Raw genomic sequence first — 14,223 nt, 5'->3', positions numbered from 1 at the left:
AAATGGATGAGCATCAAAGCTGAAGAAATAAGCGCGCTTATTAAGCAGCAAATTGAAAACTATGACTCTGATATAGAAGTAAATGATGTCGGTACTGTAATCGAAATTGGTGACGGTATCGCACGTGTTCATGGTCTTGATAACGTTATGTCAGGTGAGCTTGTTGAATTCTCTAACGGTGTTATGGGAATGGCGCAAAACCTTGAAGAAAATAACGTTGGTGTGGTAATCCTAGGACCATTTACAGAAATTCGTGAAGGTGATGAAGTTCGCCGCACAGGTCGCATTATGCAAGTCCCTGTAGGTGATGAACTAATCGGACGTGTTGTTAACTCATTAGGTCAACCAGTTGACGGTAACGGCCCAATTGAATCAACTAATACTCGTCCAATCGAAGCGAAAGCACCTGGCGTAATGGATCGTAAATCAGTTGATGAACCATTACAAACAGGTATTAAAGTAATCGACTCAATGGTACCAATCGGTCGTGGTCAGCGTGAGCTAATCATTGGTGACCGTCAGACTGGTAAGACATCCATTGCAATCGATACAATTCTTAACCAAAAAGAAGAAGATGTAATTTGTATTTATGTAGCGATTGGTCAAAAAGACTCTACTGTAAGTGGTGTAGTTGAAACACTACGTCAGCGCGGAGCAATGGACTATACAATCGTTGTAAATGCTGGTGCATCTGAACCTGCTCCATTACTATACCTAGCTCCATATGCTGGTGTAACAATGGGTGAAGAGTTCATGTACAACGGTAAGCACGTATTAGTTGTATATGATGACTTATCTAAGCAAGCGGCTGCATACCGTGAGCTTTCATTACTACTACGTCGCCCACCAGGCCGTGAAGCATTCCCAGGGGATGTATTCTTCCTACACTCTCGTTTATTAGAGCGTGCAGCGAAGTTAAGTGACGAAAAAGGTGGCGGTTCTTTAACTGCACTACCTTTCGTTGAAACACAAGCTGGTGACATTGGTGCGTATATTCCAACAAACGTAATCTCAATTACAGACGGACAGATCTTCCTACAGTCTGATTTATTCCACTCAGGTGTACGTCCAGCGATCAACCCTGGTCTATCCGTATCACGTGTAGGTGGTTCAGCTCAGATTAAAGCGATGAAGAAAGTAGCAGGTACGCTGCGTCTAGACTTAGCATCATTCCGTGAGCTAGAGTCTTTCGCACAGTTCGGTTCTGACTTAGATAAGGCAACACAAGCTAAACTTGACCGTGGTCAACGTACAGTTGAGATCTTAAAGCAAGGTCTACACCAACCACAACGTGTTGAGTACCAAGTTGCGATTATTTATGCATTAGTTAACGGATTCCTAGACGACATTCCAGTAGAAGATGTTGTACGTTTTGAAGAAGAACTACATGCTTACTTAAAGCAACACGGTTCTGAAATTCTTAACCACATCCGTGAAACAGGTAAGTTACCTGAAACTGATGAATTTAACAAAGTAATTAGTGATTTCAAAAATACATTTGTCGTTTCTGAATAATAAAGAAACAAGTCTCTAGAAAAAGGTGGTGAGACGTTGTGGCATCTTTACGTGATCTAAAGGCGCGAATTAGTTCGACCTCGAACACGAAACAGATTACGAAAGCAATGGAAATGGTGTCAGCTTCGAAACTGAACAAAGCTGAAGACAACGCAAAAGCATTCGTTCCATACATGGAAAAGATTCAAGAAGTTGTTGCAAGTATTGCTTCAGGTAATATCGATGTTGACCACCCAATGCTTATTTCACGCCCTGTTAAAAAGACGGGATATATCGTAATCACTTCAGACCGTGGTCTTGCTGGTCCTTACAACACAAACGTGTTACGTAAGCTGTATCAGACAATTGAAGAGCGCCATCAATCAAAAGATGAATATGTCATAATCCCAATAGGTAAAGTTGGCCGAGATTTCTGTAAGAAGCGTGAATTACCAATCGCGCATGAAATTACAGGTTTACCAGACCAACCGAACTTTGCTGAGATTAAAGACATTGCAAACTATGCTGTAAACATGTTTTCTAGTGAAGAAGTTGATGAATTAAACCTATTCTACAACCACTTTATTAGTGCGATCAGTCAGGAAGTGACAGAGACGAAAGTTCTTCCACTTAATGATATTGATGTCGGTGAAAAACAAAGCAGCATGTACGAGTATGAGCCAAACCAAGAACAAATTTTAGAAACACTACTGCCACAATACGCTGAAAGCCTTGTGTATGGTGCCTTATTAGACGGTAAGGCAAGTGAACACGCATCAAGAATGACAGCAATGCGTAACGCTACTGACAATGCAGAAGATATCATCGACGAGCTAACACTTTCTTACAACCGTGCACGTCAGGCAGCCATTACTCAAGAAATTTCAGAGATTGTTAGTGGTGCAGCAGCACTTGAATAGAACGTTTTTGGATATGAGCAGTTAGGAGGGAAAAGGATGAGTAACGGACGTATAACACAGGTTATGGGACCGGTAGTAGACGTAAAATTCGAAAGCGGCCAGTTACCTGAAATTTATAACGCCCTAATCGTACAAGGTGAAAGTGAAACGGACTTAGTACTAGAAGTTGCTTTACACCTTGGCGACGATGCAGTTCGTACGATCGCGATGGACTCTACTGATGGTCTAGTCCGTGGTATGGAAGTAGAAAACACAGGTGCTCCAATCAGTGTACCTGTAGGTAATGACACTCTTGGTCGTGTGTTTAACGTAACAGGTGGACACATTGACTTAGCAGAGCCAGTATCAGAAGACACACGCCGTGATCCAATCCACCGTCAAGCTCCTAAGTTTGATGACTTAGCGACTGAAACAGAAATCCTTGAAACAGGTATTAAAGTTGTAGACTTATTAGCACCTTACGTAAAAGGTGGTAAGATTGGTCTATTCGGTGGTGCAGGTGTAGGTAAAACAGTACTAATCCAGGAGCTTATTAACAACATCGCTCAAGAGCACAGCGGGATCTCAGTATTCGCAGGTGTAGGTGAGCGTACACGTGAAGGTAACGACCTTTACTACGAAATGAGCGACTCTGGTGTTATTAAGCAGACAGCAATGGTATTCGGTCAGATGAACGAACCACCAGGTGCTCGTATGCGTGTAGCATTAACAGGTCTAACAATGGCAGAATACTTCCGTGATGAAGAAGGACAAGACGTACTTCTATTCATCGATAACATCTTCCGCTTTACTCAAGCGGGTACAGAAGTATCAGCCCTATTAGGTCGTATGCCATCAGCCGTTGGTTACCAGCCAACACTATCAACAGAGATGGGTCAATTACAGGAACGTATCACATCGACTAAAAAAGGTTCGATTACATCGATCCAAGCGGTATACGTACCTGCCGATGACTATACAGACCCGGCTCCTGCAACAACTTTCGCTCACTTAGACGCAACAACTAACTTAGAGCGTAAGTTATCAGAGCAAGGTATTTACCCAGCAGTAGACCCACTATCTTCAACATCTCGTGCACTAGACCCACACATCGTTGGTGATGAGCACTATGAAGTTGCGCGTGAAGTACAGAAAACGTTACAGCGTTATAAAGAATTACAAGATATCATTGCAATTTTAGGTATGGACGAACTAACAGAAGAAGATAAGCAAACTGTTAACCGCGCACGTCGTATTCAGTTCTTCTTATCTCAAAACTTCCACGTTGCTGAGCAGTTCACAGGCCAGCCTGGTTCATATGTACCTGTTAAAGAAACAGTTAACGGATTCAAAGAAATTCTTGACGGTAAGTATGACGACTTACCAGAAGATGCGTTCCGTCTAGTTGGACGTATTGAAGAAGTAGTTGAAAAAGCTAACCAAATGGAACAATAATGGGACTTTAAGCGGCAGCTTACTGTCGCTTAAATAGTGCCCAAGGAGGGGTAAGATTGAAAACACTAACTGTGAGTGTTGTCACTCCTGACGGCCCTGTACTAGAAGAGTCATATGATATGGTAAGTGTTAGAGCAGAAGGTGGCGAGCTGGGAATCTTACCAGGTCACATCCCATTAGTTGCTCCTCTAACCATTAGTGCAGTTCGATTGAAGAAACAAGGCAATACGGATTATGTAGCTGTAAGTGGTGGCTTTTTAGAAGTACGTCCTGACAAAGTCACAATCTTAGCACAAGCTGCAGAAAATCCTTCTGATATCGATGTAGACCGTGCTGAAGCTGCAAAACAACGCGCTGAAGAACGTCTTAACGAAACAAAATCAGAAGAGATTGATTTCACACGTGCGAAGTCGGCATTACAACGTGCTACAAATCGCTTAGAAGTTGCTAACAACAAATAAGATCTGGCCGCTTTGGTCAGATCTTTTTTCCACTTAAACCAACATTATATTTCTAATACATACAACAATATTCATATTTCCGTGTCGATATTTCCTGGGTAATGCACATAATTGTCATTAATTGCTATACATAATTTAACAAAGAGGTGTTATGATGTTTATAGATAATGCTGTTGATGCTCTAATTGGTATGGCATCACATATAATATTTATCATACTAGCGTGGAAAGCGTTAGAATCAATTAATATACAAGCTTTATTTAAAAAGAATAAAGAAACAGAAAGTAAAATCTTATTAATATTCTTAACGGTTGCATTAGGTACAACCGTAAGTAATTTCTTCTTAGACTTCATTAACTGGTCACAACAACTGTCTTACTTTTTATAAGTAAACTGTCGAAACTTTTAACGTTTAAAATAACGAAGCGTGGACCATCCTTCTAATAAAAGGGGGAAGAGTCCATGCGATTCTTATTTGTTTTATTATCAGTTGTTTTACTAAGTCAAGTGATCATCTATCAATCTAGTAATCAGGCAGCAACGACTTCAGATTTTGAAGTTTTAGCCGATTATGTAATTGAACAAGATTGGGATGTTCACTCATTTAACGTAACAATGAAGCTAAATGGTGAAAAAAGTGAAATTTTGTCACTAAAAAAGGTTTTAAATAATGAAATTAAGGTTAAACACCCTCATAAAGGGGGTGTATATGACGAAACTCTATATACAGTTGAAGTTAGTCATAACACAATGCAATTAGTGTACCGAATAAGCGGTGAGCAATGGAGCGAGCGCATATACGCTGAAGTACTTGACCGCTTTGATGAACTCAGTTTAAATCAATTCTTTGAAAATGGTAAAGTGTACTCATGTTTTCAGTCATACTTAAGTGGTATTATAGATAGTAATTTGTTACTAAACGACATTAAAGACGACTTTCAACTAGAATTAAAGAATAAAATGATAGAAGAACAACTGTCTGTCTTTAGTGGATACACAAATCAAATTGAAGAGTATGTCCCATTAGAAGATGAAAAAATGAATATTCAATTAGCTATTCGTGAAGAGGATCATGGAAAAAATACAATTACAATCGGCACACCTATCCTCCTAATTGAATATTAAATAACATACGGACTATCGACACGGAGGGAAAGATATTGGATAAGATCATCGTATCTGGAGGTAATAGATTAAACGGCACTGTCAAAGTTGAAGGTGCTAAAAATGCTGTTTTACCTGTTATCGCAGCAAGCATTATGGCAAGTGAAGGAAAGACAACATTAAAACAAGTTCCCACATTAGCTGATGTGGATACAATTAGTGAAGTATTACGTTATATGAATGTAAATGTTTTACGTGATGAAAATACATTGTATATAGATGCAGCGAATGAATTAAAAACGGAAACACCATTTGAATACGTTCGCAAAATGAGAGCGTCCGTCTTAGTATTAGGACCTTTATTAGCAAGGTATGGTCATGCAAAAGTGGCGATGCCAGGTGGTTGTGCAATCGGTTCAAGACCAATTGACCAACATTTAAAAGGTCTTGAAGCTATGGGGGCGACGATTGAAGTTGGAAACGGTTATGTAGAAGCATTTGCTAACGGCCGTTTACATGGCGCACGCATTTATTTAGATTTTCCTAGTGTAGGTGCAACTGAAAACTTAATGATGGCTGCAGCTTTAGCTGAAGGCACAACAATTATGGAAAACTGTGCCCGCGAACCTGAAATTATCGACTTAGCTAATTACATTAACCAAATGGGTGGTAAAGTCGTTGGCGCTGGAACTGAAACGATCCGAATCGAAGGTGTTCCAAATTTAACAGGTGTAGAACATACCATTATTCCTGACCGTATTGAAGCAGGAACGTTCATGGTAGCAGGTGCTATTACAGGCGGCGACATCATCGTTGACGGTGCAATTCCAGCTCATTTACGTTCACTTATTGCGAAAATGAAGGAAATGGGCGTTCACATTGAAGAATATGAAAATAGTGTCCGCGTAATTGGAACTGATTTATTAAAACCAATTGATATTAAAACATTACCATACCCAGGTTTTCCAACTGACCTTCAAGCTCAGTTGATGACCCTAACTATGAAGGCGCACGGCACAAGTGTGCTCACAGAGACGGTATTCGAAAACCGTTTTATGCATGTAGAAGAATTTAGAAGAATGAATGCTAAAGCAAAAATCGAAGGACGTAGTGCCATTATTGAAGGACCAGTTAACCTTCAAGGTGCCGAAGTTTCAGCAACAGACCTTCGCGCAGCAGCTGCATTAGTTTTAGCTGGCTTAGTTTCAGAAGGCCGCACAGTCGTAACTGAACTCAAACACTTAGATCGCGGTTATGTCGATTTTGTAGGCAAACTTAAAGGAATCGGTGCTGACATTGAACGTGTTTATGAAGGAAATCAAAATCCAGCAAATGATTCTATTGTTCAGTCTAGTTAACAATCAAATTCATAGATTAAAAGAGGGAGCGAGCGTTCGCTTCCTCTTTTCGTTGTCTAATTTTATAAAAATCTAACACTTAAAGTTGTTCATATTCTTGGCTTTATACTAAATGTGACGGGTTTATTGTTACAAGAATCGTGTTGAGAAATTGGGGGGAAATGCGTTTCCACATTGGAACTTCGAAAACCATGTTTGCCTAATATGGTGGCTGTACAAGCGGAACATTTTGATGTAGCGATAGTAGGTGGTGTGAGTCTTTACACCACCACATTCAAAGTATAAATTTTTTCATTTTCCTCCTCACTTTTTCCGTTCTATTAAACTTCCTACCTGAATAAGAATGTTAATAGAAGTCAATATTCATTTATTGAAGGAGGATTTTACATTGAAACGACAAGGATTGATCCTAGGAATCATTTTACTAGCCGTAATTACAGTCATTCCGAGTTTAATCGTCATACCATTCGCAGAAGCAGCTACAGAAAACGGACATATCAACATCGAACAATCTACTGAATATGTGTCGACTAGTGGAGAAGGAGACGAAATCATCGTAAACGTGCTAAGAGATAGCACTGACACGATCGAAACAGTTCCGCTAGAAGACTATGTAGCATTAGTAGTGGCTTCTGAAATTCCAGCAGACTTTGAGATGGAAGCACTGAAAGCGCAGGCATTAGCTGCAAGAACATATATCGTACAGCGGCTCATTCACGGATCAGATGAAGAATATCACGTGACAGATACTGTCGACCACCAAGTGTTTCAGTCTGAAAGTGAACTAAGAGAAGCATGGGGCGTGAACTACTCTGGTAATATGGGAAAAATCAATCAAGCGGTGCAAGAAACATCAGGAGAAATTATAACGTATGATGGAAACCCAATTACAGCAGCCTTTTTCTCAACGAGCAACGGCTATACCGAAAACGCTGAAGACTACTGGCAAAACGAAATCCCGTATTTAAGAAGCGTATCGAGCCCTTGGGATGAACAATCTCCAGTGTACCGTGACCAAGAAATTTTCGCCTATAGTGAAGTGTTGCAACTACTCGGATTGTCAGGTCATACATTTGATGTCTCTAATATAGTAAGAACTGAAAGCAACCGTATCAAAGAACTCGTCATTAACGGCGAGACTTTTTCAGGAAGAGAAGTTAGAGAAAAACTCGGCTTACGCTCAAACGACTTTTCGATCGAAGCAGAATCCGACCACATTATCTTTAAAACAAACGGCTACGGCCACGGTGTTGGAATGAGTCAATACGGAGCAAACGGTATGGCACAATCAGGCAACTCATACCAAGAAATTGTCCAACACTATTACCAAGACGTACAAATTGAATCAATCGAAAGCATTTTATAAAGCTGACCCACCTTGATTATAAGGTGGGTTTTCGCTTTTCATCACAGACAAAAAAGTATATTTTGTCCTAAAAACTTGACTTTACTCATGTTTTTTAGAAATTTTTTCTTCTTCCATGTATATAATTTGTCATTTCGGTTCAGAATGGTTGCTGAGGTGATGAAAAATGAATGAAAAGGAAAGAAGGACTTTCCGCGAATCGAAGTGGAAAAAGCTCACACGCCAACGCTGGTTCTATCCAACGCTTTACATTACACTAGTGACTGTCGTGTTAGCAGGGGTATTGATTTATCAGATGACTGGAACAGATGAGGCAGAAGAAAATGATCACAACTGGCAAGTCGAACAAAACGACCTCATCGAACACCAGGAACAAAATGCTGATGAGGCTGAACCGGTAGTAGCAGATCAAGAAGATTTGGTTCTTCCAGTATTACTAGGAGACCGCACAGAAATCATAACTAACTTCTACGACGTCAATGCATCTGGTGAAGAGCAGGAAGATGCATTAATTTTCTACAACAACAGATACTACCAAAGCCAAGGAGTTGATATCACATCAACAGATGGCGAACCATTCGAAGTCATCGCAGCATTAAGTGGTACAGTTGTTGAAGTGAAAGATGACGATTTATTAGGTCAAACAGTTGAAATTGAACACGAAGGCGAACGCATGACAGTCTACGCAAGCTTATCTGAAATTGATGTAGAAGCAGGCGACGAAGTAAGTCAAGGCGACAAACTTGGTGTCTCAGGCGAAAATGTTTACTCAGGACCTGATGTGAGCAAAGTACACTTCCAATTAATTGAAGATGGTGAACCTGTAAATCCAGGATTCCAATAAAACAGTAAGCCATCACCCATTTAAAAGCCCCGACATTGTGCGGGGCTTTTATTTTTTTGGCGCTCGCACAGTTAATTTGGCGTTCGAGCAGGCTATTCTGGCGCTCACGCAATTAATTTGGCGCTCGAGCAGGCTATTCTGGCGCTCACGCTATTAATTTGGCGTTCGGACAAACTATTCTGGCGCTCGTGCAGTTAATTTGGCGTTCGGGCAACTTATTCTGGCGCTCGTGCAGTTAATTTGGCGCTCACACAACTTTTACCCCTCAAACGAAAATGTAGCACCCCAGAAGTTTATCAGCGCTCACGAAGATTTATCAGCGTTCAGCCTCAAGTTATCAGCGCTCACGAAAATTTATCAGCGTTCAGCCTCAACTTATCAGCGCTCAGCCGAATTTATCAGCCTTCGCAAAAATTTATCAGCACTCACAAAAATCACCAACCCCCCAAAAACATTCATATTCCCTCAACCCATGCATATAATTTCACCGAGTAAAAACTCAGCACCTACTTGTTTAAATAGCTTTCTGTAAATCACGTTTGTGTATCATATTCCTTTAGTGCAGTGAATAAAATGTACTATCTACACCTTAAGAGTGAACATCTCAGGAGGCGAGTGATTTGCACGATTACATCAAAGAGAGAACGATCAAGATTGCTGAGCATTTGTTGGATTCGCGAAATACAGTTCGCGCGATTGCAAAGGAGTTTGGTGTTTCAAAAAGTACGGTCCATAAAGATCTCACCGAACGCTTACCGGACATTAATCCCGCCTTAGCAAAGGAAGTTAAAGAAGTGCTTGACTACCACAAGTCAATAAGGCATCTGAGAGGTGGTGAGGCGACGAAAAAGAAGTACAGAGAAAAAAGCGGTGTTTAAATAGTTGTACGAACTAATTGTCTGTCACGACGTACGCAAGACTGTACATATAGGGGATTACACCCTACACACGTGACAGGCAATTTTTATTTTCAATCAAACGTTTGATTGATACAACAAAATTTGATCATACACCATCTCCCCATTAGGATCATGCCACTCTAAGATTACGTAAATTTGCCAAATATCATTTTCTGTAACTGGCTCACCATCTACATTGTAAAAATACCCACCAAGTTGTGTCTCACCCATTTCAAACTCATCGATCTCAATTTTGTTACCATCTTTCATATGAACAGAGGAAGTTGAGATCGTCTGTTGCTCACCATTCACATTCACCATCACAGTATAATAAAAATAATCCGTTTCACTATAATGCCCCTTAAATGATAAAACACCATCACCAGCGATTAACTGCATCGGCTCAATCGCAAGTTTATAGTTGGACAAGCTCCAAAACTCACTTTCTCCGCTCAGTTCAAACGATACAGGTTGTCCTTCACGAATATCGTTACGCTCATCATTCACGATTAACAATAAAGCAACCGTTAATAAGCTGAAAAACACGACGACGCCGAGATTTAACAAGACTTTTCCCAATCGAACACCCCCTATGGACAACTCTATTAATATATAATCAAAAACAAGGCTAAACATGACAAAAACTAGTTGAACTTAACGTTAACGTAAATGGTAAACTAAAAATATAAGAAAATTCCGATAACAAAAGGAGGTGCCGTCAATGTCCCACTATTCGATCTCTGAGCTTGCTGCACAATTTAACGTCTCAACTAGAACGATTCGTTACTATGAAGAAGTCGGCTTACTACAACCGAAGCGGAACAAAAGCGGTCATAGACAATTTACGAAGAAAGAAATGACCCAACTACAACTCATTTTTCGTGGTAAAAAATACGGCTTCAACTTAGAAGAAATTAAAGAAATGGTTCTCCTATTCGAGGAAGACCCTACTGGAAAAGAACAGCTTAAACGTACGATCGAATACGGTGAGGACAAAATTCATGAAGTATCAAAACGCATTCAAGAACTCGAACAAATGAAAAATGAGATGGAACAGTTTTTACAAGTGTTTCACGATGAGTTAAACCAATTAGAGGAGGAATAACGATGAATATTTCTGAACTGTTAGCTTATCAATCACGAAAGGACCCAAACCATGAAGCATTAGTGTCACCATATGGGCGTTTGTCTTACGGAGAGTGGAATGACCAAGTTAATCGCATTGCCAATAGATTAAAAGAGTTAGGGTTTAAAGAAGGGAACAAATTCGTCATTCATATGCCTAATGTTACAGAATTTATGACGTTGTATGTCGCAGTATTAAGACTAAAGGGAATCGTTATCCCAATTAACGCCAAGCTAACGCAACAAGAGATTCAGTATATTCTTGATCATAGTGAAGCGCAATTTTTCGCAACACACGAGCTGTTATTTGATCATTCACAAAAACTAACTGAATCAAACGACTTAACGTTTATTAAAACAGGTGAAGCACAAGGTGACTGGTTATCTTTTAATACGTTATTACAAGGTGACGCTACACCTGTTCATTGTGATGCGACAGAAGATGAAGAAGCATCGATTTTATACACATCAGGCACAACGGGTAATCCTAAAGGTGTTTTATTTACACACCGCAACATTTTAACGGTCGCGACGATGATCTGTATTGAAATGCCGATGAATAAACAAAGCCGCGTACTCCACATGATGCCATTAAGTCACTCAGCGCCATTGCACTTATTTATGGTCGCTGGCTTATACGTCGGTGCAACACACGTTTTAGCTCCTACATTCACACCAGACTTACTTCTCGACATGGTATCAAAAGAAAAAGTAACCCACTTCTTTGGTGCGCCTGTTGCCTACTTAATGACAGCGAAGCACCCTGACATTGAGCAGTATGACTTATCATCAATGGAATACTGGGTGTATGGTGGTGCGCCACTAGTGTCTAATGAAGTAAATCTCGTAAAAGAGAGGTTCAAAACAGACAGCCTCGTTTGCGTATACGGACTAACTGAAGCGGGTCCAAACGGTACTCTATTAAAATCTGAAGAACACGGTGACAAGTCTGGTAGTATCGGTCAAAGGGCGGCATTAAATTGCGAGATTCGTCTCGTCGATGAAAATGGCCAAGACGTCGCGCAAGGTGAGCCTGGTGAAATTATTTTACGTGGTGAAGGGACAATGAAAGGTTATTACAAAGCACCTGACAAGACGGCTGAGACGCTTAAAGACGGTTGGCTGTATACAGGTGATATTGCCATTCAGGATGAAGACGGCTACTTCTGGGTCATTGACCGTAAGAAAGACGTCATTATATCTGGTGGTGTGAACATTTTCCCAACAGAAGTTGAAAAAGTAATTATGCAACATGAAGCGGTTGAAGATGTTGCAATCGTCGGGATCCCTCACGAAGAATGGGGCGAAACGGCAAAAGCATTTGTCGCATTAAATGAAGCGCTTTCTGATTTAGAAGCGGAGATCAAATCATTTTTACAAGACAAGATCGCAAGTTATAAAATTCCAAGAGTTTACGAACAAGTGGAAGCGCTACCACGTAATGCAACAGGAAAACTATTGCGCAACGAACTACGCGAACGTCAGGAGGCATCCATGTGAGTGAAAACTTTTACACGAACGACCCATTACTGCAAAAATTACTAAAAAAACATTTACCCGCCCATTTTTTCGACTATGCTGACGAGCAGTTGACGAAATTCGGGGAGCGTGTTGCAACAGACATTGATAAGCGCGCTGTTCATACTGATCGAGAAGGGGAGCCACGGCTCATTAAGTACAATAAAATGGGTGAAGAAGTCAATAAAGTGTGGGTTAATGAAGGCTATCTTGAAACCGTTAAAGAAACGTATGAAACTGGAATTGTCGGCTACGTTCATAAAGACATTCCAGAGTTAGGGCATGCGGGCAATTACATTTACTCTTATGCGCAAGGGTATGTGTTGTCACAGTCTGAGCCCGGCTTTTACTGTCCCGTGACTTTAACGATGGCAACTGCCTATTTAATCGATCATTATGCTGATGATGAGTTGAAAGAACGCTTTTTACCGCATGTACTAGCTACTGGTGATACTGAACTGTATGAAGGAGCAACGTTTTTAACTGAGCGTCAAGGTGGATCAGATGTCGGGGCTAATGTCGTTGAAGCGGTTGAAGAAAGTGACCACTACCGTCTCCATGGTGAAAAATATTTCGCGAGTAACAGCGGCATGTGCGGTGTTGCCATGGTGCTTGCCCGAATGGAAGATGCACCAGAAGGGTCACGCGGCTTAAGTTTGTTTTTAGTGCCATGGGAAGAGAATCGAGCGGACAACAAATTATCAATCCGCCGGTTAAAAGATAAACTCGGTGTTCGAGCAGTGCCATCAGCAGAAGTCGAGTTCAATGGTGCCAAAGCTTACTTAGTCGGTGATGCATTTCACGGGTTCAAATACATGATGGAAGCTCTTAATCTATCAAGAGTGTGTAACGCGGTTGCCTCTCTTGGCATTATGCGAAGAGCTTATACAGAATCACGAGATTATGCTTTTAATCGCGATGCTTTTGGAGAAAAATTAGCAAGCTACCCTATGGTCCAAGAAACGCTTACACACTTGGCGACGAAATTAGAAGTTGAAATGACAGCCACTTTTAAACTCATCGAACAATTTGACCAAGTGATGGCTAAAAATTCACAAGCAACAGACGATGACAAAGCGATGTTACGTTTACACATTGCCCTTTTGAAAAAAGAAACGGCAGAACAAGCGATTGACTTCTCACACGAAGCAATCGAAATGCATGGCGGTAACGGGTACATCGAAGACTTCGTCACACCACGACTACTACGCGACGCACAAGTACTCACCGTTTGGGAAGGAACAGCGAATATTTTAGGGCTTGAAGTACTGCGCTTGATCAAAAAGTTCAACGTCCATGAACTATTTTTGCGCGACATAAATGAGCGAATCCATCGTTTGCCAGACCGAGTGACACCACTAGCAGCCCCCGTTAAAACGGCCATAAACGATCTTATGACTATGCTTACACAACTTAACGAATCAGACGAACAAACGATGCTCATGCACCCTAAACGCGTCGCTAACTTAATGACGCAAATATTAGAAGGAGTCACAGCATTAGAAATGGCAGAAGAAGATGACCGTTCTTACGCCGTTTGTGAAGTATTTTTAGAACAAACATTCAAAGGAGGAAACAACGTCACAGACTTACCATTAAAACATTTTAAAACAATCGTACAAGAAGAAAACCTACAACCTACCGAATCATAAACAAATCCACCGTCAAACCCAGGCGGTGGATTTTGCTTGGGGGAGTAA

At 40.8% G+C, this 14,223-nt stretch carries 14 protein-coding genes; 13 read left to right on the top strand and 1 reads right to left on the bottom strand.

Translation table 11 applies throughout. The features are described from left to right. Nucleotides 1-6: 6 nt before the first annotated feature. The 10 genes from atpA (at nucleotide 7) to spoIIID (ending at nucleotide 9,859) form a co-directional block, all read left to right on the top strand. Nucleotides 7-1,515: a F0F1 ATP synthase subunit alpha gene (gene atpA / locus AHA02nite_RS00215; RefSeq protein ID WP_146813218.1), complete on the top strand. Its 1,509-nt coding sequence runs from the start codon at nucleotides 7-9 to the stop codon at nucleotides 1,513-1,515. 38 nt (nucleotides 1,516-1,553) lie between these two features. Next, the gene (atpG, locus tag AHA02nite_RS00210) at nucleotides 1,554-2,414 is read left to right on the top strand and encodes an ATP synthase F1 subunit gamma (protein WP_146813216.1); all 861 of its coding nucleotides are present in this window, start codon (nucleotides 1,554-1,556) and stop codon (nucleotides 2,412-2,414) included. 36 nt (nucleotides 2,415-2,450) lie between these two features. Then, nucleotides 2,451-3,848, top strand: a complete 1,398-nt coding sequence (atpD, locus tag AHA02nite_RS00205; protein ID WP_146813215.1) for a F0F1 ATP synthase subunit beta — start codon at nucleotides 2,451-2,453, stop codon at nucleotides 3,846-3,848. Between the two features lie 56 nt (nucleotides 3,849-3,904). Continuing rightward, on the top strand, nucleotides 3,905-4,309 hold the full coding sequence (locus AHA02nite_RS00200; RefSeq protein ID WP_146813214.1) for a F0F1 ATP synthase subunit epsilon: 405 nt from the start codon (nucleotides 3,905-3,907) through the stop codon (nucleotides 4,307-4,309). A gap of 154 nt (nucleotides 4,310-4,463) precedes the next feature. Further along, nucleotides 4,464-4,697 (top strand): DUF1146 family protein, encoded by a 234-nt coding sequence (locus AHA02nite_RS00195; RefSeq protein WP_146813212.1) that lies wholly within the window; start codon nucleotides 4,464-4,466, stop codon nucleotides 4,695-4,697. A 74-nt stretch (nucleotides 4,698-4,771) separates the two neighbouring features. Then, on the top strand, nucleotides 4,772-5,434 hold the full coding sequence (locus tag AHA02nite_RS00190; RefSeq protein ID WP_146813210.1) for a YwmB family TATA-box binding protein: 663 nt from the start codon (nucleotides 4,772-4,774) through the stop codon (nucleotides 5,432-5,434). Nucleotides 5,435-5,469: 35 nt separating this feature from the next. Beyond that, the gene (gene murA, locus AHA02nite_RS00185; protein ID WP_146813208.1) at nucleotides 5,470-6,771 is read left to right on the top strand and encodes a UDP-N-acetylglucosamine 1-carboxyvinyltransferase; all 1,302 of its coding nucleotides are present in this window, start codon (nucleotides 5,470-5,472) and stop codon (nucleotides 6,769-6,771) included. A 388-nt stretch (nucleotides 6,772-7,159) separates the two neighbouring features. Then, nucleotides 7,160-8,137: a stage II sporulation protein D gene (spoIID, locus tag AHA02nite_RS00180; protein ID WP_146813206.1), complete on the top strand. Its 978-nt coding sequence runs from the start codon at nucleotides 7,160-7,162 to the stop codon at nucleotides 8,135-8,137. A gap of 166 nt (nucleotides 8,138-8,303) precedes the next feature. Then, the gene (locus tag AHA02nite_RS00175; RefSeq protein WP_146813204.1) at nucleotides 8,304-8,981 is read left to right on the top strand and encodes a M23 family metallopeptidase; all 678 of its coding nucleotides are present in this window, start codon (nucleotides 8,304-8,306) and stop codon (nucleotides 8,979-8,981) included. 620 nt (nucleotides 8,982-9,601) lie between these two features. Further along, nucleotides 9,602-9,859 carry a sporulation transcriptional regulator SpoIIID gene (gene spoIIID / locus AHA02nite_RS00170; protein WP_017187531.1) on the top strand — a complete coding sequence of 86 codons (258 nt, stop codon included), beginning with the start codon at nucleotides 9,602-9,604 and terminating at the stop codon, nucleotides 9,857-9,859. Between the two features lie 96 nt (nucleotides 9,860-9,955). Here spoIIID and AHA02nite_RS00165 read toward each other — a convergent pair whose 3' ends face one another. After that, a complete protein-coding gene (locus AHA02nite_RS00165) occupies nucleotides 9,956-10,459 on the bottom strand; it encodes a hypothetical protein (RefSeq protein WP_146813202.1) in 504 nt (167 codons plus the stop codon). Between the two features lie 142 nt (nucleotides 10,460-10,601). Between AHA02nite_RS00165 and AHA02nite_RS00160 the strand changes: the two genes are divergently transcribed. The 3 genes from AHA02nite_RS00160 to AHA02nite_RS00150 are packed head-to-tail and all read left to right on the top strand — an operon-like array spanning nucleotide 10,602 to nucleotide 14,175. Beyond that, nucleotides 10,602-10,985 carry a MerR family transcriptional regulator gene (locus AHA02nite_RS00160; RefSeq protein WP_146813200.1) on the top strand — a complete coding sequence of 128 codons (384 nt, stop codon included), beginning with the start codon at nucleotides 10,602-10,604 and terminating at the stop codon, nucleotides 10,983-10,985. Between the two features lie 2 nt (nucleotides 10,986-10,987). Beyond that, nucleotides 10,988-12,505 (top strand): class I adenylate-forming enzyme family protein, encoded by a 1,518-nt coding sequence (locus AHA02nite_RS00155; protein WP_146813198.1) that lies wholly within the window; start codon nucleotides 10,988-10,990, stop codon nucleotides 12,503-12,505. Then, a complete protein-coding gene (locus tag AHA02nite_RS00150) occupies nucleotides 12,502-14,175 on the top strand; it encodes an acyl-CoA dehydrogenase family protein (RefSeq protein ID WP_146813196.1) in 1,674 nt (557 codons plus the stop codon). The genes AHA02nite_RS00155 and AHA02nite_RS00150 overlap by 4 nt, the downstream gene beginning before the upstream one ends. Nucleotides 14,176-14,223 lie beyond the last annotated feature (48 nt).

Origin of the sequence: Alkalibacillus haloalkaliphilus (assembly GCF_007991275.1) — a bacterium.
GTDB classification, from domain to species: domain Bacteria; phylum Bacillota; class Bacilli; order Bacillales; family Alkalibacillaceae; genus Alkalibacillus; species Alkalibacillus haloalkaliphilus.
The sequence above is the reverse complement of the archived record's forward strand: the minus strand, read 5'-3'. Positions and strand labels throughout refer to the sequence as shown.

Coding starts and splice junctions, on each gene's coding strand:
- AHA02nite_RS00190 (WP_146813210.1), top strand. CDS start 4,772: ATGCGATTCTTATTTGTTTTATTATCAGTTGTTTTACTAAGTCAAGTG.
- AHA02nite_RS00175 (WP_146813204.1), top strand. CDS start 8,304: ATGAATGAAAAGGAAAGAAGGACTTTCCGCGAATCGAAGTGGAAAAAG.
- atpA (WP_146813218.1), top strand. CDS start 7: ATGAGCATCAAAGCTGAAGAAATAAGCGCGCTTATTAAGCAGCAAATT.
- AHA02nite_RS00195 (WP_146813212.1), top strand. CDS start 4,464: ATGTTTATAGATAATGCTGTTGATGCTCTAATTGGTATGGCATCACAT.
- AHA02nite_RS00155 (WP_146813198.1), top strand. CDS start 10,988: ATGAATATTTCTGAACTGTTAGCTTATCAATCACGAAAGGACCCAAAC.
- atpD (WP_146813215.1), top strand. CDS start 2,451: ATGAGTAACGGACGTATAACACAGGTTATGGGACCGGTAGTAGACGTA.
- AHA02nite_RS00160 (WP_146813200.1), top strand. CDS start 10,602: ATGTCCCACTATTCGATCTCTGAGCTTGCTGCACAATTTAACGTCTCA.